A 20,178-nucleotide genomic window follows, 5' to 3' on the forward strand; every position below is an offset into this window, starting at 1 on the left:
TGTATGGATACCAACAAAAAACCAATTTACCCGGTGGAGCCCTGGAACATTACGGAGACTGAGTTCAGGGTTGAGAATAACTACAGAAATGAGACTACATTCGCCCTGTCAAACGGATATATCGGCACAAGGGGAACCTTTGAGGAAGCCTATGATTTTGACATTGATACAGGGCTGGAAGGAAACTTTATCAACGGGTTTTATGAGAGCGAGGAGATCCGCTACGGGGAGGCCAATTTCGGCTCCCCTCTCCACAGCCAGTCTCTTCTAAATCTGCCCAACGCAAAGAAGATCAGGCTGTACGCAGGCGGGGAGGAATTCCATATACAGAAAGGCACGGTCAGTGATTACAGCCGTGTGCTGCGCATGCGTGACGGAATTCTGGAGAGAAATCTGGTCTATACCACGCCCGGCGGCAAGCAGATGCGCATACAGATCAGCCGTTTTGTATCTTTCCGGTGGAAAAATATAATGGAGATCCGGTACTGTGTGACACCTCTTAATTTCTCCGGGGAACTCACTTTTGTTACCGGAATTGAGGGAAATGTGGAAAACCACACCAGAAAGACCAACCCCATTGTGGATTATGGTCCTTTTGGACGCAGACTGGAGCCGACGGCTGTGAAGGCGGACGGGGACAGCATTTACTATGAGGCAGTCACCAGGAACAGCCGTCTCACCGCAGCCTGCGGATGTATGCACCATCTGGAAGGGGCACCATATGAGGTCAGCGCCTGCAAAGAAGAGCTGGCTGTGTCCCTTACCTATACCGCTGCGGCAGAGCAGGGAGAGACGGTCTGTCTGGAAAAATATATATGCTACAGTTCCGACCTGGATATAGATAGAGAGGAGCTGGAGACGTATACCGGGAAAATGCTCCGGTGTGCCGCCGCTGCAGGATATGTGCAGGCGGAAAAAGAGCAGATCAGCTACATGAACCGATACTGGGAAAAGGCCGATGTGGTAGTGAAGGGGGATGAAGCCCTGCAGCAGGGAATCCGTTTTAACCTGTTCCACATCATGCAGTCAGCCGGGCGCGACGGAAGAACCGGAATGGGGGCCAAGGGGCTCAGCGGTGAAGGATACGAGGGGCATTATTTCTGGGATACGGAAATGTATGTGTTCCCTGTATTTGTCTACACAGACCCTGAGATTGCTGCGCATCTGCTGGATTACCGCTACGGCACACTGGATAAGGCAAGGGCCAGAGCCAGGATACTGGGGCATGATAAAGGCGCTCTGTACCCGTGGAGGACCATCAACGGGGAGGAGGCGTCCACCTACTATCCCCTGGGAACGGCTCAGTATCATATAAACGGTGACATTTCCTATGCCCTATGCCTCTATCTGGATGTGACAAAGGACAAAGAATTTTTCCTTGAAAAGGGAGCGGAAATGCTCATAGAGATGGCCCGGGTATGGGCAGATGTGGGAAGCTTTGCGGAATGTAAAGGCGGAAAATACTGCATCTGTGATGTGACAGGCCCGGATGAATATAACGTGCTGGTAGATAACAATTTCTATACAAACCTGTTGGCAAGGGAGAGCCTGCGGGCTGCTCTGAAGGCTGTCAGGTACCTCAGGGAACAGGAACCGGAGAGATACGAAAGCCTTGCCGGGAAACTGGATTTTGCCTGGGAGGAGACAGATTTGTGGGATAAGATCATTGAGAATATGTATTTCCCATACGATGAGAAGCGTCAGGTCTATCCCCTTGATGACGGATTTATGATGCGCAAACCGTGGGATGAGTCTAAGATCCCGCCGGAAAAAAGGGCATGGCTGTATGAAAACTATCACCCGCTGTTCATTATGCGCCACAGGATGTCAAAACAGGCGGATGCCATTCTGGGCATGTATCTGTACAGCAATCTGTTCACTGAGGAGGAGCTTAAGAGAAATTATGATTTCTATCAGGAGGTAACACTGCACCACTCTTCCCTTTCCACCTGTATCTTCGGGATCGTAGCCTGTGAGATCGGTTATTACGATGAGGCGTATACCTACTTCTCCCAGTCTGCCAGAATGGACCTGGATGACTACCACAACAACTTCTACGCGGGTATCCACGCTGCCAATATGGCGGGAACCTGGCAGGCAGTGGTAAATGGGTTTGCAGGGCTGAGGACCAATGACGGCACACTGCGCTTTAAGCCGTATCTGCCGGAAAAATGGGAGGGATATCAGTTCTGTATCGGCTATCAGGGCAGCACCCTCAAGGTGGAGATCGGAAGAAACGGGGCTGACTTTACCCTGCTCGAAGGAAAGCCTGCAGTCTTCTATGTAAACGGGAAAGCGTGCAGTATCAAAGAGGAAGGAGGTACCTGGCATGAAGAAATATAAAGCAGTATTTTTTGACTGGGACGGTACTGCGGTCTTTTCCAGGACAGCGCCTGTGGATCAGGTTGTTGTTCCCATGAAAAAGCTGCTGGCAGAGGGCGTGAAGCTGGCTGTCATAAGCGGCACCACCATCAATAATATCGGAGGCGGAAAGCTCCATGAATATTTTACCCCGAAGGAGAGGCAGAACCTGTTCTACGGTCTGGGCAGGGGGGCTTATAACTATCATTTTACGGATGACGGACGGCCCGAAGTCTTCTGCAGTCTTATCCCGGATAAAGAACTGATGCTCAGGATACACAGGGCGTGTTACAGGATCCATGAGCGGTTGCTCCAGGAGTTCGATTTTAAGACAGACATCGTATTTTCCCGGCCAAATTACTGCAAGATAGATATTCTTGTGGAAAATGACAGGAACGGGCAGTTGTTTTTCCAGGAGCACGAGCTTGACAGCCTGAACCAGACCCTGAAAGAGCACGGGATCGGTGATCTGAGACAGCTTATCCGCATGGCGGAGGAGATTGGCAGGGAGGAGGGATTATCCCTGTCAGCAACCACGGACGCCAAATACCTGGAGGTGGGATTGTCCAGCAAGAGCGACAATGTAAATGCTATCCTGGAGCGGCTTGGCACTGCGTGGGGCATTCAGGCTGAGGACTGTTCTTTCTGGGGGGACGAGTATATCGGGCTCTCAGAGGGATTGTTCGGCAGTGACAGCTTCATGATCACAGAACGGACCATGGCAGGGGATTTCTTTGACGTGTCAGAGGCACGGGGAGAGCGCCCCGAAAATGTGCAGGTACTGGGAGGAGGTGTGGAACAGTTTATCGGCTTTTTGGAAGCCCAGAGTAATTTATAATTAAGACAGGTTAAGAGGATGAAAGTATGAGGAGATTAGGAAAAAGAATTCTGGCGGGCATCGCTGCCTGCTGTATGGTCTGCACCACTATGCCGGAGATTCCGGTGTGGGCGGACGCAGAGGGAACTACCTATTACGTGGACCAGGACGGGGGGAACGATGATGCGTCCGGTACCAGTGAAGCGGAGGCCTGGTCCTCCCTTGACAAGATCAACAGTGTTACATTTCAGCCCGGCGACCGTATTCTCTTTCAAAAAGGAGATGTGTGGACAGGGCAGTTAAGTCCCAAGGGGTCCGGTGAGGAGGGAAATCCCATTGTCATCGGCGCTTACGGTGAAGGGGATGAAAGGCCCAGGATCGACGGCAATAACTGGTGCGGGGAAGACGGGGATGACCTGGAAAACAGGATCTTTAACTCGGCTGTCTACTTCTACAACCAGGAATACTGGGAGATCACATCCCTGGAAGTGACCAACAGAATACCCGGGGACAACCCGGATGACCACATTAAGAAGTACGGGATCCTGATCATGGGAGAGGACGCGGGGACACTGCGCCATATGTACTGTCAGAATCTGTATGTGCATGATGTAGTCTCACACCCCATCGGTCAGCAGGCCGGCATCGGGCGCGGCGGTATCATTTACATTATCAGGGGCAATCAGGTACCTACCAATTGGGATGATATTGTAGTGGAGAACAACTATGTCGGGCCGAATATCAACCATTACGGCATCAACTTCCTGTCCACATGGGGAAGCAGTCAGTTCCAGCACGAGAGCGGCATTCCGGACAGCGAGTATGCAGGTCAGAGGGTCAACAGCACCAATCTTGTGATCCGCAACAACTACTGCAAGGATATCGGAAACGCGGCGATCTGTCCCTCCGCCTACAGCAATGCCCTTATAGAGCACAACACCTGTGACGGCTGCAACAGCGGACCTAACGGAAACGTGCCGGTATGGTGGGAGAACGGTGACTGTACCGTGGTGCAGTTCAATGAGGTCTTCGGTTCAGGTGCATCCAGCAGCAAGGAGGATTCCCAGGCATTTGACGCGGATGTGAACGCGAAACTGAATTATATTCAGTACAACTATACACATGACAACCCGTCAGGCGCATTTTTCGAGTGTGCCCTGGGGACAAAATACACTACATATATCCGTTACAACATCAGTGAGAATGACGGATGGGGAACCAACGTATACGGCGGCGGGGCTATTGTGACCCTGGGCGGATATTCCAGCGGAAGCGGAAATAAGATGTATGTGTATAACAATGACTTTTATCTCAGTGAAGGCCATGACAGCTATATCACCAACAACTGGGACCAGCAGCAGTTAAACGATGCGGACTTCCAGTTTAAGAACAATATCATTTATAGTGACGCCCAGTCCAAAGGCTGGAGTGAATGGTTTAAGGGCAGCGTGGACAACAATGCTTACGGCGGCACGGACCAGAATATCAGAAGAGCGGATGATGAAAATGCATTGGAAGTTAAAGCTTCTGATTTTGAAGATCTGGGAACAGCAGGAGCCGGAGTGGACGGGTTTAAGCTGAAAGAGACTTCCGGCTGTATAGGCACGGGAGCGCTGATACCGGATAACGGCGGACTTGACTATTTCGGCAACCCGGTATCCTCTGACGGATACCCCAATGTCGGCGCTGACAATAGTTTTGCTGAGATTGGCGCGCAGAATGTGGGAATCGACTTCGAGGACCGTCCTGAGGAGGAGACAGCACTTACAGGCTCCTACGCAGACTGTGATTTCCGGGAGGGATGGCTTACCGCACAGACAGGAAGCTCCAAAGAGCTGTACGGGGACGGACAGAGTACGGTATATAAGATCAGCCTTCCGGACAATAAGACCCTCAAATCCTTCCAGGCACACTGCTCAGGAAGCGCTCTGGTGAAGATCGGGGGCAATGGATATGAGAAGACATTCAACATTACAACACTGAAGAATACCTATGAACTCCAGATTCCATCTGCTATCAAGGAAATGACCGTCACTGTCAACTCCCCAAAAGGAAGCAGTGATGTAAAGTTTGACAACCTGGTTTTGGAGGATGCGGAGTATGCGAGATACAACCTGGCACTGAACCAACCCGCTTATTCAGATGGGAACGACCAGTACTCACCATCCTGCGGAAACGACGGGGATGAGGGAACCATGTGGGTACATGCAGGGGATGACCTGGACGGCTATTGGTTCGTGGATTTGGGACAGGATTATGATCTGTCGGATTTTGAGCTGGTGTTTGAACAGGATGAAGAGAATGCCTGGGGTTACACCATAGAGGCAGCACGTGATGGTGAGGAGTACTTTGAGGAACAGCCTATTTATGACGCGTCAGAAAATACAGATGGTTCCAGAGTGCAGACCGGAAGCTTTGAACCGGGTACTTCCTATCGGTTTATCCTGATTAGACTGACAAAATTCCCGGGGGATGACTACTGGCCCGGATTTGCGGAATTTAAGGTTTATGAGAGGGACAACAGTGAGCTTGACAAATCCGCTTTGACAGATCTGATCCTGAAAGTAAAATACATGCAGCAGGGAAATTATACAGATGAGTCCTGGCAGAATCTGATGAATGCACTGGAACAGGCAAAAGCAGATTTTAACGCGGCAGTTACACCGGAGCAGGTGGATGCAGCCATTTATGCACTTCAGGCAGCAGTGGACAGTCTGGATGAGCATACAGACGGCAATCTGGCACTGAATAAGCCGGTGACATCATCTGCGGAAGAGTATGCGCCTGCATCAAACGGCAATGACGGAAGCACAGATACTTTATGGATCGTAAACGGTGACGCTGTGGAAGAACTGCTACCTCAGTGGTGGCAGGTGGATCTGGGCAGTGAGTTTGTACTCAGCAATTACCAGCTTGATTTTGAAAAGGACGAGGCAGAGGGATTCTGGCAGTACAGAATCGAAGGCTCAAAAGACGGAGAGAATTTTGATGTCCTGGAAGATAAGACAGAGTCCGAGAGCGGTATCCGTACGGAAACAGGTGCACTGACATCTGCGGAGAGTTACCGTTATGTCAGAGTGGTTCTCACAGGATTCCCGGAATACGACGGTGCGGACTACTGGCCTGCATTTGCGGAATTCCAGGTATTCGGGCAGGAACCTGCAGAGCCGGAAGTGGATAAAGAGCTTCTGAAGGCGAAAGTGGAAGGTGCAAAGGCCTTGAACCCGGATAAATATACGGAGGAGAGCTACGGCGTCCTTCTGGATAAGATTACCGAGGCGGAAGCAGTGATCGAAGACGATGAGGCAGCGCAGGAACTGGTGGACCAGAAATGTGATGAACTGCAGGCTCTTATCGATGCCCTTGAAGTCAAAGTGATCGAACAGGTGAAGAAAGACAGGCTTGCTGCAATGGCAGCGGGATGCAGGGAGGCTGATCCTGAACTATATACGGAGGAGAGCTTCCGGAACCTTACCGATGTACTGGCTCAGGCATCCGAAGCACTGGAAGAGACCTGGTATACCCAGGAGATGGTAGATAATATTTCAGCTCTTCTGGAGGAGGCCGTAAATGGTCTGGTACCGGCAGAGGAGGTTTCAGCGGAGGACACGGCAAGGGACCTGGCGAAGATGAGACTGGCCCAGGCAGCAGCACTTGATACAACCCTCTATTCAGAGGAAAGTCTTGAGAAGATCGCGCTGCAGAGCAAAGCACTCAGCGATGCCCTGGAGAATCCGGAACTGACGGCTGAGGAGATCAACAGCCTGACAGCACAGCTTACAGCGGCTCTGTCTGAACTCACAGATAAGGAAGAGCCTGCGGAAGTTGACAGAGAGAAGCTGAATGCCAAGATCATTGAGGCAAAGGCTATCGAACAGGGTGATTTTACAGATGAAAGTTATGGAAATCTGCAGAATGCCATAATTGCAGCCGAGGGCGTATACGCGGATGAGAATGCCACACAGGAACAGATTGATGAGCAGGTAGAACTGCTGAAAAATGCCATATCCGCACTGGAGAAGAAACCGGCAGAAAAACCGGATGATCCGGATGATCCGAAAGACCCGGAAAAACCCAGTGACCCGGAAGATCCGCATAAACCAGGTACCACACCAACGACACCTACGACACCGGGGGATAACGGCAGTGACAAACCGAAACCGCCGGCAAAACCGTCCGGAAGCGGACAGGGAAATAAGAATACCGGCACCAACAACAATGGAAGCGGCGCAAAAGGTACTTCCGGCGGCAGTAGTGTGAAGTCACCCAAGACAAAGGACGAGGCAAGGACAGGAATGTTTGCAGGTCTCTTTGCAGTATCGGCGGCAGGTATCATTGTATTGGAAATGAAAAAGAAAAGAAGCAGAAGATAACAGAAGGAAACGGGAAACCGGGGCAGCCAAACCATAGAGGGGAGGCTGTCCCGGTCTTTCTTATTTCTTCTTTTTTTTGTTCCTGGCCTTCTTTTTCCGGTGTCTTTTGATCTTAATGATAAGGAGTACAATATAGAAGATAACGGCTGACAGCAGGAAAATGAGCGCCGGATACTTCCACGTGGGCATGTCCCGGAAGTTATATTTAAGTTCCTGGAAGAATTCTCCCAGGGAACTGGAAGAGGTCTTGGGTGTTCTTTCGGCAGACGCGCTGTCCGCGGTGTTATTCTGTGCGGCTGCCCCGGCTGTATTTGCTGTATTGGCAGGAGAGTCTTTGACCGCATCCAGGAATTCCGGCAGGGTGAGGGTCGGACAGACCTCTGCGTGGCTTGTTGAGAGGAGCTGATCGCCCAGGTAATACTCTGTGGTCTGTATCTTTTTTTCCACGGAAGTCTTACGGGTCAGTTTCTCCACTGGCAGGTCTGTCGGCAGGTCCGCTGTTGCGGTATCTGTAAAACGCGTCATCGTTTTAGCTTTGGTCAGGTTATAGAGATAATGCTCAATGGGCAGGGGCTTCAGGCATTCAACCTCCCCCTTCTGGGCAAGAACTACCTTATGAAAATTGGAAAATCCGTAGTCTAAAAGTGCCGCGGTATCCGGATACTGATAGACGGCATTGTCGGCCAGGACCACAGAGATCAGGTACATGCCGTTTCTCTGGGCATATGTCACAAGCGAGTTTCCGGCATCGCTTGTGTATCCTGTTTTTCCGCCCAGACATCCGTCGTAATGCATGTCACCGGATACCAGCATCTTGTGATGGTTGTTCAGCCAGCGCTCCTCGTCTGTGATGTTGGTCTTTGGCTCAATGTAGTATTCCGTTCCGATGATCTTGCGGAAGGTCTCGTTTTTAAAGGCTTCTCTGGCAATATTCGCGAGATCCCGGGCTGTGGTGTAATGTTCCGGGTCATGAAGGCCGTTGGCATTGACAAAGTGGGTGTTTTTGCATCCGAGCTTCTCCGCTCTGGCGTTCATCATATTTACAAAGTCAGGGATACTGCCGCCCACAAACTCAGCTACACCGGATGAGACCTCATTGGCGGATGCCAGCAGGATAGCGTACAGACTCTGTTCCATGGTAAGTATCTCGCCGGGCTTAATGCCGATGTGCGTGCTGCCGGGTTCTATGCCGTTTACAGCCTCAGCCGAGAAGGTGACCTGGTCTGTCAGAGCGCTGTTCTCAATGGCAATCAGGGCTGTCATGATCTTAGTGGTGCTTGCCGGGTACCTCTTTTCGTCAATACCCTTGGCGTAGAGTATCTCCCCTGTCTCTGCATCCATAAGAATGGCGGTTTCCGCAGCTACCTGCGGGCCTGTGGGCCACCCCGGAAGCGCATCGGACTGGACTTCCCAGTTATAACTGTCCGGCGGCGCATTTGGATCCTTTGGTGCCTCGGCAGCATCTGCAGGTACGTTTGGGTCGGCCGGGGCGGCATTTGGGTCGGTTGCTGCGGCATTTGGATCTGTTGCGGCAGCGTTTTGGTCAGCAGGTGCCTGCGCTGCGTTCTGGGCAGCTCCGTATACTGAGGCCTGTCCGCTGCCGAGAAGAAGGCAGGAGGTCAGGACCAGGGCATTTATCCATAGTTTGGTTTTTTTCACAATAAAATCCTCATTTCTTAAAGGCTTTATTTATTATAAGAGATTTTATTCGCGGTTACAACCCCTTTCCTGCAACAAAGGTGTTGACAAATAGGTTCATAAGTGCTATGGTTAATTACATAAGTAATGAACCATATAACTAAGACGGTCATAGATATTTTCCAGAAAGGGAGTGAGATGCTTGCAGGAACTATTGAGTCAGGAGAAGTCCATATATTTACAGATCAAGGAAATGATAGAAAACGATATTATCCGGGACATTCTGCTGGAGGAAGAGCGGGTGCCGAGTACAAATGAACTGGCGAAGCTCTACGCCATCAATCCGGCAACAGCGGCAAAGGGTGTAAATCTTCTGGTGGATGAAGGTATTTTGTATAAGAAAAGGGGGATTGGAATGTTTGTAGCATCAGGAGCAAAGCAGGTAATCGTGAGGAAGAGAAAAGAGAGATTTTTTGATGATTATATCAGGAGCCTTCTGACAGAAGCTGCAAGCCTGGGAATCACCAAAGAAGAATTGATCGATATGATAGCAGCAGGAAAAGGGGAGGATGCAAAATGAGCGTAATGACATTAAAATGTGAGAATCTGGTAAAACAGTATAAAGACAAAAGGGCACTGGACAATGTGAGCCTTACATTGGAGAAGGGAAAAATATACGGCCTGATCGGACGAAACGGCGCGGGCAAGACCACGCTTCTGTCAGTTTTGACCGCCCAGAATCCGGCCACACACGGAACTGTCACATTGAACGGACAGCCGGTTTGGGAAAATGAGGCGTCCCTGTCCCATCTCTGTTTTTCAAGGGAGATCAATGCCAATATGAATGCCGGAGGAATCGGCGCATTGAAAATAAAAGAGTATCTGAAAATGGCAGAGACATACATGCCTCACTGGGATAAGGAGATGGCAGAGCATCTGCTTGACATTTTCCATCTGGACCGGAAAAAAAGGATCTCCAAGCTGTCAAAAGGTATGACATCCATGATCACCATAATCGTGGCACTTGCCAGCAAAGCGGATTTCACATTGCTGGATGAACCTGTTGCAGGGCTTGATGTAGTGGCAAGGGAACAGTTCTACAGGATACTGTTGGAGGAATATACGGAGACAGGGCGTACCTTTGTCATCTCCACACATATTATTGAGGAAGCAGCAGACCTTTTCGAGGAAGTTATAATTCTGCATGAAGGCAAAATGGTACTGAAGGAGAATACCCAGGAACTTCTGGAAAGCTGTGTACATGTAAGCGGCAGGGAAGAGGATGTGGATGCCGCGACAGCAGGACTTACGAAATACAGAGAGGAGACCATTGGAAGGAGCAAAAGCGTCACCGTAAAACTGGAGCCGGGCCAGAGAGTGGAAGCTGCAGACAGTGTCAGTGTACAGCCAATGAATCTTCAGAAAATATTCGTGGCGATGTGCGGCGGGGAGGTATAGAGATGAAGAAGTGGAGACTGTTCATGGAATGGGCACTGCAGGTTATAGGCATGTCTGTCGTAGTGGTTCTGGGTATGACAGTGCTGACCGGGGGGCAGATATGGCTGGGATTTTCAAAGGCATCCGGCGGGCGTATGGTATCTGATCTGCCTGTTAAGATGATGCTTGTCACGGTATTTGTATCGGCGGTGACGTCCTCCAGTGTGTATACCAGTTATATACCTGCGGGTATGTGCCTGAACTGCAGGCGGAAAGATGCTTTGATGGGAATGCAGATCATGAAGCTGGTAGTTGCGGTACTGATGTCTGCCATCACTTTATTGCTGGCGGCAGTCGGAGATTGGCAGTTTGTCAGGGGAAATACGGCTGAGGCACTGGAGATTCTGGCGGTCGCATTCTGCGCTCTGCTTCTTGTGACATCCGTGGGAGAAGTTGTGGGGCTCGTCTATCTGCGGTTCCGGAAGATAGGAATGATAATCATGGTTTCCTTTTTCGCCATCGGCGGAGGCGCCCTGGGAGCAATTGTAGCCATGAATATTAAGGACATCCGTTTTGATTTTAAATTTACGAATGTGCTTATATATACAGCCGCAGCTACGGCAGTCGTATGGATTTTGGATATTATTATTTCAAGACGCCTGCTGGAAGGCCTTGAGGTGCAGTAGAGGAGGGATATCATGTGGAAATCAATAAAGGAGCAGATAAAAATAGAGGTCTGCGACATGAGAGTTTATCTGGCTCTGGAGGCAGGACTGTGTGCCCTGGGTATGGTTATTATGACCTGTGTGCACATGTTCGGCAATGAGGAGAGTTATTTCCCTCTGGGCAGTATGATAGCGGCAATCGCTGTTCTGTGTCTGATCATATTCGGAAATATATTCAGCCTGTGCATGGGATTTGATATGGCGGTCAGCATGGGAAAAACAAGAAAGCAGTATTACCCGTCAGCTATTATCGTATATTTTCTCATGACACTGGTGCTCTTAGCAGGTCTGTTTCTGCTTCTGCGTGTGGAGACGGCCATATACGGTGTGCTGCTTCCGGGGAAAATAAAAGAAAATATACCGATCATGACAAAGTTTACAGTGCCCTGGATCTTTGGAGGGGCCGCAGCTTTAAACGGCTGTGCCGCTCTGGGGGCGGCCATTGTTAGACGGTTCAAAAGAGGAAGGTTCATCATTTTGGCTTTTTGGCTGCTTGGCTGCTGGACACTGCCCGGTGCTACAGATAGCAGGGCCAGTAATTTCATGAACCGCATCGGAATTGTATGGGGACAGTGGTTTGGAGGATTTGAGACCTGGGCACAGATTAGTATGATGGTGGGGGCCGGAGTTGCTTTGTGTGCGGCTGCGTATCTGATTTTCAGGAAACAGGCAGTGCAGTGGTAGGAGTTACAGACTCTGTAATTAGGATGATTGTGGAAACATCTCCTTTTACAGGGTCTGTTTTTGCGTTATAATAACACATATCAGGAAAATTCTGCAATGACAGGACAGAGCTTCCTTCCCCTGTCTGTAACGCTGTATTGTGAATATTATATAAAAACAGCAATCTAAATACAGGAATAATAACGAAAAAAATATAAATACAGAAATCCTATTGACATTTATATGTTAATTTCGTAAAATGACAACGTAAGACAAATGGAGAATTAAAACAAGATGAAAAAAGCGACGATTATTGATGTAGCCAATGCCTGCGGCGTATCCATGAAAACAGTATCAAGGGTGATCAACAACAGCCCTAATGTCAGTGATGCGACCAAGAAAAAGGTCTTTGCTGCCATGAAAGAACAGGGATATCAGGTGAATATCCTGGCAAAGGGACTGAAGGGAAACCGTACGAATATTATCGTGGTTTTTGCTGACCGTCATCATGAGGAACATTTAAGCATCTGGCATAATATCATGCTGAAGCATCTGTTCTCTTATGCGAAAGACAGAAACATGAAGATAGTCCTTTCTCCGTCCAACAGTGAAAAGTTCGAGGAGGATGAGACCGACGGTTTCTATCTGATGGCAAGCGGTATAGCAGACGGCGCCATACTGCTGGAGAATATTCTCAATGACCCGCGGGTGGATTACTTTGAAAAGCATAACATACCGTATGTGGTATTCGGTGAGCCTGAGAATCCGGATGTTCCTTCCGTCAGCCTTGACAATTTTGATGTGGGCTATAATGGAGGCAGATATCTGATAGGCAGGGGATACAGCAAGATAGCACTGCTGATAGGCGAACAGAAATTCCTGTCCACCCAGCTCCGCATAGAAGGCTTTGAAAAAGCCATGTATGGAACTGGTGCCCAGTATCATATCTTTACAGGGATCGATACCGTGGAAAAGGCTTATCACAAGTCAAAGGAAGTCCTGGAGGAGTATGATATACAGGCATTCTTCGTATCCGGTGATGAGAGAGCACTTGGTGTCTACAGAGGGATATATGAGAAAGGCATGAGGATACCGGAAGATGTGGCTGTTCTTGGGATTGATAATATAACATTAGGCGAATTTTATTATCCTCCTATTTCCACTGTCGCTCAGGATTTTAAACAGCTTGCAAAATGCTGTATTGATTTTGTGGTAGGAGAGATAGAAGAAGGTAAAAAAGAGGATGCAAGAAAGATATTTAAATTTCCGACAGAGATTATTGAAAGAAAATCTACATAATACCATAAAAAAGGAAGGAGATACTTCCTTCCATAATGACAACGTTGTCTTTTAGTGACAACGTTGTCAGAAAGGAGAAAAATATGAACCTGGAAACAAAGGCAAGACAGAGGCTGGCCGTCATCTATAAAGACGACGGAAAAATAAGCGAAGCCTGGGACAAAATTTCCCGTCAGCTGCAAAAGTATCAGCCGGCGGAAGAAAAAGGAAAGAAGTTAACCCAGAGAGATAGTATTTTGATCACATACGGAGATACTATCACCAAAAAGGGAGAACCGGGTCTTCAGGTACTTCATAAATTTTTGGAAGACTTTGTGGGGGATGCGGTGACGAATGTACATCTGCTCCCAATGTATCCCTATACATCAGATGACGGATTTTCTGTGGTGGATTACAGAAGCATCAATCCGGAACTGGGTGACTGGGAGGATATATCCGCACTATCTGAAAATTACGGGCTGATGTTTGACGCGGTGATCAACCATATATCCAAAAGCAGTGAATGGTTCAGCCGTTATCTGGAATGCGAGGCACCTTACAGAGATTATTTTATCACCTGTGATCCAAATGCGGATTACAGCACAGTGACCAGGCCAAGAGCACTTCCTCTTCTGACGGCCTTTCACACAAAGGAGGGGGAAAAGCATGTATGGACAACCTTCAGTGAAGACCAGATCGACCTGAATTTTGAATGTCCCGATGTGCTTGCGGAGGTTCTCGATATTCTGGTCATGTACGCAAAGGCAGGGGCAAAATTTATACGGCTGGATGCCATTGGGTTTATGTGGAAACAGCTTGGAACAACCTGTATGCATCTGCCGGAAACACATGAGCTTATCAAACTCATGAAGGATGTGCTGCAGGAATACGCACCGGGCACAAAACTGATCACAGAGACAAATGTTCCCCATGCGGATAATATCAGTTATTTCGGCAATGGGGAGGATGAAGCTGATCTGGTTTACCAGTTTCCGCTGCCGCCGCTCACCATGTATTCCCTCTTAAAGGGAGATGCATCCATTCTCAGTTCCTGGATGGCAGGCCTCAAACTTCCAGGCAGCAGGGTAACATATTTTAATTTTCTTAGTTCCCATGACGGAATCGGGGTGAGACCCACTGAGGGTATCCTGAGTGACGAAGACAGACAGTTTCTTGTGGAGGCGGCTCTTAAAAACGGAGGCAGGGTTTCTTATAAAGATAACGGAGACGGGACCAAAAGCCCTTACGAGCTGAATATCAATTATCAGGATGCCCTGGCAGGACCCGATGAGTCAGACGAGGAACGGATTGGAAAATTCCTGGCAGCAGAGACTATTTTACTTTCCATGCAGGGTGTTCCCGGTATTTATATCCACAGCCTGCTGGGTTCCAGAAACGATTATTCCGGTATGACCACATCGGATATCCCCAGAAGGATCAACCGGGAGAAGATAGATTATGATTATCTGAAGCAGCAGTTAGACGGAAAGACAAACAGAAGCAGGATCTTTCATGAAATGCGCAGAAGACTCCGGATCAGAAACGGGGAGAGCGCATTTTCACCGGAGGCAGAACAGGAGGTCATGGACCTGGATCCGAGAGTTCTGGCACTGAAACGTGAGAACAGGGAAACAGGAGAGATCATTTACGCGCTGATAAATGTATCCTCCCATAATGTTGAACTGAATCTTCCGCACATCTGCGGAAAGGACCTGCTCTTTGATAAAGAGATACAGGAAAAAATCAGCATGGTACCATATGGTACAGTCTGGCTGAAGAAACAGTGATTGTTGCAGAAAGGCGGCGTCCGAATTGTTTTAAGACGGTCTTTTTGACACAAATAAATAATGAGAATTCAAAAAAAGGAGAAAAAATTATGAAGAAAAAAGCATTGTGTGTATTACTGGCAGCAGCCATGGTTTCCACCTTTACAGCAGGCTGCGGAAGCAGCGGAAGCGGCAAAGAAGAAGCGAAAGGTGACAGCAAAAGCGGTAAGGTAAAGATTCAGTTCATGCACCAGCAGGTAGAACAGGAACGGCAGGATGTGGTGCAGGCGATTATCGACGATTTTGAGAAGGCAAATGAAAACATTGAAGTGGAGTCCATCCCGGTAAATGAGGATGACTACGATTCTAAGATTGTAGCTCTCGGAGGAAGCGGCGAACTTCCGGCCATCATTGAATACAGCCAGGACCAGGCAAAAACAAGTGTGTCAAATCAGTTTACAAATCTGGATGCGGTGAAAGAAGTCATTGACCAGAAGGGAGAGGATTCCTTCTACGAAGGTGCGCTGGATGTGACAAAGACAGAGGACGGAAGCGGATATGTAGGTGTTCCAATCTGCAGCTGGGTACAGGGAATCTGGGTCAACACAGCGATGCTTCAGGAAAAAGGACTGGAGCTGCCGGAAAACTGGGATGATATCCTGGAAGTGGCTGCAGCATTCAATGACCAGGCCAACAAAAAATACGGCATTGCTCTTCCCACATCAGAGTCAGCCTTTACAGAGCAGGTATTTTCACAGTACGCTCTGTCCAATGACGCAAACGTATTTGACAAAGATAAAAATGTTACGGTAAATACACCGGAAATGAAAGAAGCAGTGGAATTCTACAAAGAGCTGGCATCTTACTCCATGCCGGGCTCCACAGAAGTTGCAGATGTAAAAGATGCTTTTGTCGGAAAGAACACACCGATGGCAATGTACTCCACCTATATTTTAAACGCAGTGAAGGAAGCCGGATTTGCTGAGGACCTGGCACTGGTTCTGCCGAACAAGAAAGAGCCTGTTTCTTACGGCTGTATCACAGTTCTGGGTATTGCTGACGGTATGGAGGACGCAGAAACAGATGCTGCCAAGAAATTTGTCTCTTTCCTTCTGGAAAAAGAGAATAATATCAATTGGCTGAACATGGCACCGGGCGGAATCCAGCCGGTATTAAAAGAAGTGAGTGATGATGCTGCCTACACCGATATGGAAGAGCGTAAGGCATTCGCAGGATTAAACGATGATATCGCAGCAGCAGTTGACAGCCTTCAGCTCTTTGGTACTGTTGACGGAAAGAATTTTACAGAGATGGGCGATGTGACAAACACAGGTGCTATCAGCAAAATGATCAACAATGTGGTTGTACAGAACGCTGACATTGACAAAGAACTTGAAACTGCACAGGAAGCAGTTGAAAAACTGATCAAATAAAGGAAAAGAGATGCTGTGCGGGCGGCGGACTGTCCGCCTGTACAGCAGCCTTTGATAAGAGCAGAAAGGGGAAAGGAATGAAGTCCAAAAAGAAAAAACTGGGCGGAAATGATACCAGATTTGCTTATGCCCTGCTGGCACCAAGTCTGATCCTGCTGGTATTGCTGATAGGCTATCCAATGATCTACAATATTGTGATCAGTTTCCAGGATGTGCCCATCAATCCCAGAATGGCGTCAGAGTTTGTGGGGCTTGATAATTTTAAGGCTGTATTTCAGGATAAAAGCTTCTACCAGTCCGTATTTGTCACCCTGATCTTCACCGTTCTGGTAACTGCAGTAAGTACCGCGTTCGGTCTGGCTATCGCAGTATTCATGAACCGGGAGTTTGTGGGTAAAAAGCTTGTAAATTCAATTATTATTCTGTCTTACGTGGTTCCGGCTGTGTGTCTTATTTTCGCATGGCGTTATATGTTCAACAATATTTATGGTATCATTAACTATATCATAGTGGATGTGCTCAAGCTGGCAGATGAGGTTCCGTTATGGTTTGACCAGCCGGCAAGTGCGTTTATCCTTGTCACTATATTTGCTATATGGAAATTCTATCCGTATGCATACATGTCCTTTGTGGCGATCCTGCAGTCTGTGGACAAGAGCCTGTATGAGGCTGCTGACATGGATGGAGCTACCTCATGGCAGAAGTTCCTGGCAGTTACATATCCTGCCATCAAACCAACACTGGTAACAGTAGTCAGCCTGAGGACAATCTGGGTATTCTACATTTATACGGAAGTATATCTCCTGACAAAACAGGTAAATGTACTGGGTGTATACCTGTACGATATGGCTTTTGCCACACATGATTTCGGCAAGGCAGCAGCCATTTCCATTGTATTGTTCGTGGTGATCTTCAGCCTTGTTATGCTGATCAGAAAGAAGGTGCTGAGAGTTGAAGAAGATTAAGAGAAAAACATTAAAAGAGATATTTTTCTATGTGAGAGTAGTATTGCTGGTTGTGATCCTGCTGTTCCCATTCCTCATCATGCTCAGCGTGTCCATAAAATCCACAGCGGAAACCATTGCGTATCCGCCTACGGTCATTCCGAAGACATGGACCTTCCAGCACTTTATTGATATTTTTGATCCGGGTATTTTCCCGTATCTGAAATACTTTGGAAACAGTCTGTATATTGCCCTGACGGTCTCCGTACTGGCTGTATTTCTGGGGATCCTGGGCGGGTATGCGCTTTCAAAGCTGAAATTCAAAGGAAAAAAGGGAATCAGCGAAATGTTTTTCCTGGTTTATATGTTTTCCGGGATTCTGCTTATCGTTCCCTTGTTCCGTATGCTCTCTGCCATCGGGTTAAAGAACAGCAGAGAGGCTGTAATTGTGTGTATGATCATCCAGACACTTCCCACAGCCATCTATATGACAAGAAGTTATTTTGACACTATACCGAAAGAACTGGAGGAGGCAGGAAGAGTGGATGGCCTCAGCAAGATGGGCATTATCTTCCGCATCATTGTTCCGCTTTCTATTTCAGGACTGATATCTGTATTCGTTTACGCATTTATGATCGCATGGAATGATGTGCTTTTTGCATCCATATTCATTGACTCCCCGGATATGATGACGATTCCGATCGGACTCAACTCCCTGTTCAATACACCGGATTACGTATGGGGAAGAATGATGGCGGCATCTTTGGTTACCTCGCTCCCTGTAGTGATCATGTATGGATTCAGCCAGAGACTGATCAAGGGCGGCAGAACTGACGGCGGTGTAAAAGGTTAAGGAAAAGAGGAGAACTGACATGAAAAAATTAGTGGCTACAGCACCCAGAGTTGCTGAACTGAAAGACTATACAGACAGAGAGATAAACAGTAATGAAGTAAAGATAAAGGTGGAGTTCGCAGCTCCCAAACATGGCACTGAGCTGGCGGATTTCCGCGGCACCACTCCTTTTATTGACGGGAAATTCGATGAGGAGTGGAGGGTTTTCACAGAGCGGGGTGAAGATGAACCCAGAGGTATTGAATTTGGAGACCTGGCACTTGGAAATATGTTCGTTGGAACGATCGTAGAAAAGGGCGCAGATGTTACAGAGTATGAAGTGGGTGACCGCGTATGCTCCTACGGACCCATTAAAGAGACCCAGATCGTAAATGCAGTGGACAATTACAAGCTCAGAAAAATGAGTAAAGAGGCATCCGCGAAGAATGCGGTCTGCTATGACCCTGCACAGTTTGCGCTGAGCGGAATCCGGGATGCGGATGTTCGCCCGGGCGACCGTGTTGTGGTGATCGGGCTCGGCGCCATCGGACAGATTGCCCTGCAGTTTGCGGCAAAGATCGGTGCCACCACAGTGATCGGTATTGACCCCATTGCGAAGAGAAGAGAAATCGCAGAAAAACACGGCGCACATTACACCATTGATTCCATGAGCTGCGACGCCGGAATGGAGATCAAGAAGCTGACGGATAAAAAGGGTGCTGATGTTATTATCGAGACAAGCGGTAATGTACATGCCCTGCAGTCCGCGCTGAAAGGTCTGGCTTATAACGGAACCATCGCTTATGTGGCATTTGCAAAACCATTCCCTGCAGGCCTGTGGCTTGGGCAGGAGGCACACTTCAATTACGGCAAGATCATTTTCTCCCGTGCCTGCAGTGAGCCGAACCCGGAATATCCGCGCTGGGACAGACACAGAATCGAAGATGTGTGCTGGGAGCTTCTTATGAACGGTTATCTTGACTGTGATGACATTATTTATCCGGTAGTACCCTTTGACAAATGCGCGGAAGGATTCTGCTATTACGTTGACCAGCATCCGGAAGAGAGCATTAAACTGGGTGTAGACTTTACAGGGAGGGAATAATATGCTGTTAGGAACACAGGATAAGGATTTTTTTCCGGAAGACCTGATTGAAAAATTCAAATTCGTAAAAAATATGGGATTTGAATGTTTTGAGATAGACGGAAAAGTGCTGACAGACAATGTAGAAACAGTAAAACAGGCCATTAAAGAGTCAGGTCTTCCCGTGTCCAGCGCCTGCGGCGGCTACAGAGGCTGGATCGGGGACTTTATAGAGGAGCGCAGGGAGAATGGTGTGGAGGATTTAAAAGAGATCATCCGTGCCTTGAAGGAAGTAGGGGGAACCGGTGTTGTGGTACCTGCTGCCTGGGGTATGTTCACTTTCCGTCTTCCGCCGATGGTATCTCCCAGAAGCCATGAAGGGGATGTTAAGGCTATTTTGAAATCACTTTCAGAGCTGGAGCCTGTGGCAAAGGAGAATGGGATCTACATTTACCTGGAACCTTTGAACCGTTATCAGGACCATATGCTGAACACCCTGCAGGATGCCATGGATATTATCCACAGGGGCGGCTTTGAGATGGTCAAGATCACGGCTGACTTTTATCATATGGCCATCGAAGAGGATGATATCTCCCGCTCTCTTACAGAGTTCAGGGATGTGATCGGACATATCCACATTGCGGAGAACCACAGATATCAGCCTGGTACCGGGTCCATTGACTGGAACAGGCATATGCAGACTTTAAAGAATATAGGATATGAGGGCGCTGTTGTAAATGAAGGAAGGATCCGCGGGGATGATCCGCTGGAGGTATATCAGAAATCCGTTGATTTTATGAAGCAGTTTCTGTAAAAAACACCGCCGG

The 20,178-nt window shown here is 48.3% G+C and carries 15 protein-coding genes; 14 read left to right on the forward strand and 1 reads right to left on the reverse strand.

The genetic code is table 11. The features are described from left to right. Positions 1-3 precede the first annotated feature (3 nt). Genes LC508_RS20405 through LC508_RS20415 form a run of 3 tightly spaced genes read left to right on the forward strand, consistent with a single transcriptional unit; the run spans position 4 to position 7,551 of the window. Positions 4-2,343, forward strand: a complete 2,340-nt coding sequence (locus LC508_RS20405) for a glycoside hydrolase family 65 protein (RefSeq protein ID WP_103732203.1) — start codon at positions 4-6, stop codon at positions 2,341-2,343. Then, entirely contained in the window at positions 2,330-3,199 is an 870-nt protein-coding gene (locus tag LC508_RS20410) for a hypothetical protein (protein ID WP_018595301.1), read from the forward strand. The genes LC508_RS20405 and LC508_RS20410 overlap by 14 nt, the downstream gene beginning before the upstream one ends. Positions 3,200-3,225: 26 nt before the next feature. Next, positions 3,226-7,551: a discoidin domain-containing protein gene (locus LC508_RS20415; RefSeq protein WP_103732202.1), complete on the forward strand. Its 4,326-nt coding sequence runs from the start codon at positions 3,226-3,228 to the stop codon at positions 7,549-7,551. A 60-nt stretch (positions 7,552-7,611) separates the two neighbouring features. On the opposite strand, the gene LC508_RS20420 is transcribed toward LC508_RS20415, so the two are convergent. Then, entirely contained in the window at positions 7,612-9,210 is a 1,599-nt protein-coding gene (locus LC508_RS20420; RefSeq protein WP_118593834.1) for a D-alanyl-D-alanine carboxypeptidase family protein, read from the reverse strand. 181 nt (positions 9,211-9,391) lie between these two features. Here LC508_RS20420 and LC508_RS20425 point away from each other — a divergent pair, with 181 nt between their 5' ends. The 11 genes from LC508_RS20425 to LC508_RS20475 all read left to right on the forward strand — a co-directional run bounded on the left by LC508_RS20425 (position 9,392) and on the right by LC508_RS20475 (position 20,165). Next, positions 9,392-9,769: a GntR family transcriptional regulator gene (locus LC508_RS20425; RefSeq protein ID WP_026255477.1), complete on the forward strand. Its 378-nt coding sequence runs from the start codon at positions 9,392-9,394 to the stop codon at positions 9,767-9,769. Then, complete coding sequence (locus LC508_RS20430) at positions 9,766-10,647, forward strand: ABC transporter ATP-binding protein (RefSeq protein ID WP_103731359.1); 882 nt, start codon at positions 9,766-9,768, stop codon at positions 10,645-10,647. The genes LC508_RS20425 and LC508_RS20430 overlap by 4 nt, the downstream gene beginning before the upstream one ends. Before the next feature lie 2 nt (positions 10,648-10,649). Beyond that, complete coding sequence (locus LC508_RS20435; protein WP_103731358.1) at positions 10,650-11,312, forward strand: hypothetical protein; 663 nt, start codon at positions 10,650-10,652, stop codon at positions 11,310-11,312. Between the two features lie 12 nt (positions 11,313-11,324). Then, the gene (locus LC508_RS20440; protein WP_103731357.1) at positions 11,325-12,035 is read left to right on the forward strand and encodes a hypothetical protein; all 711 of its coding nucleotides are present in this window, start codon (positions 11,325-11,327) and stop codon (positions 12,033-12,035) included. Positions 12,036-12,308: 273 nt separating this feature from the next. After that, positions 12,309-13,313 carry a LacI family DNA-binding transcriptional regulator gene (locus LC508_RS20445; RefSeq protein WP_033140652.1) on the forward strand — a complete coding sequence of 335 codons (1,005 nt, stop codon included), beginning with the start codon at positions 12,309-12,311 and terminating at the stop codon, positions 13,311-13,313. 83 nt (positions 13,314-13,396) lie between these two features. After that, the gene (locus LC508_RS20450) at positions 13,397-15,079 is read left to right on the forward strand and encodes a sugar phosphorylase (protein ID WP_103731356.1); all 1,683 of its coding nucleotides are present in this window, start codon (positions 13,397-13,399) and stop codon (positions 15,077-15,079) included. An 89-nt stretch (positions 15,080-15,168) separates the two neighbouring features. Further along, entirely contained in the window at positions 15,169-16,491 is a 1,323-nt protein-coding gene (locus LC508_RS20455; RefSeq protein ID WP_033140651.1) for an ABC transporter substrate-binding protein, read from the forward strand. A gap of 77 nt (positions 16,492-16,568) precedes the next feature. After that, positions 16,569-17,456: a carbohydrate ABC transporter permease gene (locus LC508_RS20460; protein ID WP_018595312.1), complete on the forward strand. Its 888-nt coding sequence runs from the start codon at positions 16,569-16,571 to the stop codon at positions 17,454-17,456. Beyond that, on the forward strand, positions 17,443-18,288 hold the full coding sequence (locus LC508_RS20465; RefSeq protein WP_018595313.1) for a carbohydrate ABC transporter permease: 846 nt from the start codon (positions 17,443-17,445) through the stop codon (positions 18,286-18,288). The genes LC508_RS20460 and LC508_RS20465 overlap by 14 nt, the downstream gene beginning before the upstream one ends. A 19-nt stretch (positions 18,289-18,307) precedes the next feature. Beyond that, positions 18,308-19,372 (forward strand): zinc-dependent alcohol dehydrogenase, encoded by a 1,065-nt coding sequence (locus LC508_RS20470; RefSeq protein WP_018595314.1) that lies wholly within the window; start codon positions 18,308-18,310, stop codon positions 19,370-19,372. Position 19,373: 1 nt separating this feature from the next. Continuing rightward, on the forward strand, positions 19,374-20,165 hold the full coding sequence (locus LC508_RS20475; protein WP_103731355.1) for a sugar phosphate isomerase/epimerase family protein: 792 nt from the start codon (positions 19,374-19,376) through the stop codon (positions 20,163-20,165). The last annotated feature ends 13 nt before the right edge of the window (positions 20,166-20,178 follow it).

The organism is Blautia parvula (assembly GCF_020215665.1).
GTDB lineage: Bacteria > Bacillota > Clostridia > Lachnospirales > Lachnospiraceae > Blautia > Blautia celeris.

Bases quoted from the DNA above. Each gene is read 5' to 3' on its own strand.
- LC508_RS20405 (WP_103732203.1), top strand. From the start codon at position 4: ATGGATACCAACAAAAAACCAATTTACCCGGTGGAGCCCTGGAACATT.
- LC508_RS20410 (WP_018595301.1), top strand. From the start codon at position 2,330: ATGAAGAAATATAAAGCAGTATTTTTTGACTGGGACGGTACTGCGGTC.
- LC508_RS20415 (WP_103732202.1), top strand. From the start codon at position 3,226: ATGAGGAGATTAGGAAAAAGAATTCTGGCGGGCATCGCTGCCTGCTGT.
- LC508_RS20430 (WP_103731359.1), top strand. From the start codon at position 9,766: ATGAGCGTAATGACATTAAAATGTGAGAATCTGGTAAAACAGTATAAA.
- LC508_RS20435 (WP_103731358.1), top strand. From the start codon at position 10,650: ATGAAGAAGTGGAGACTGTTCATGGAATGGGCACTGCAGGTTATAGGC.
- LC508_RS20440 (WP_103731357.1), top strand. From the start codon at position 11,325: ATGTGGAAATCAATAAAGGAGCAGATAAAAATAGAGGTCTGCGACATG.
- LC508_RS20445 (WP_033140652.1), top strand. From the start codon at position 12,309: ATGAAAAAAGCGACGATTATTGATGTAGCCAATGCCTGCGGCGTATCC.
- LC508_RS20450 (WP_103731356.1), top strand. From the start codon at position 13,397: ATGAACCTGGAAACAAAGGCAAGACAGAGGCTGGCCGTCATCTATAAA.
- LC508_RS20455 (WP_033140651.1), top strand. From the start codon at position 15,169: ATGAAGAAAAAAGCATTGTGTGTATTACTGGCAGCAGCCATGGTTTCC.
- LC508_RS20460 (WP_018595312.1), top strand. From the start codon at position 16,569: ATGAAGTCCAAAAAGAAAAAACTGGGCGGAAATGATACCAGATTTGCT.
- LC508_RS20470 (WP_018595314.1), top strand. From the start codon at position 18,308: ATGAAAAAATTAGTGGCTACAGCACCCAGAGTTGCTGAACTGAAAGAC.
- LC508_RS20475 (WP_103731355.1), top strand. From the start codon at position 19,374: ATGCTGTTAGGAACACAGGATAAGGATTTTTTTCCGGAAGACCTGATT.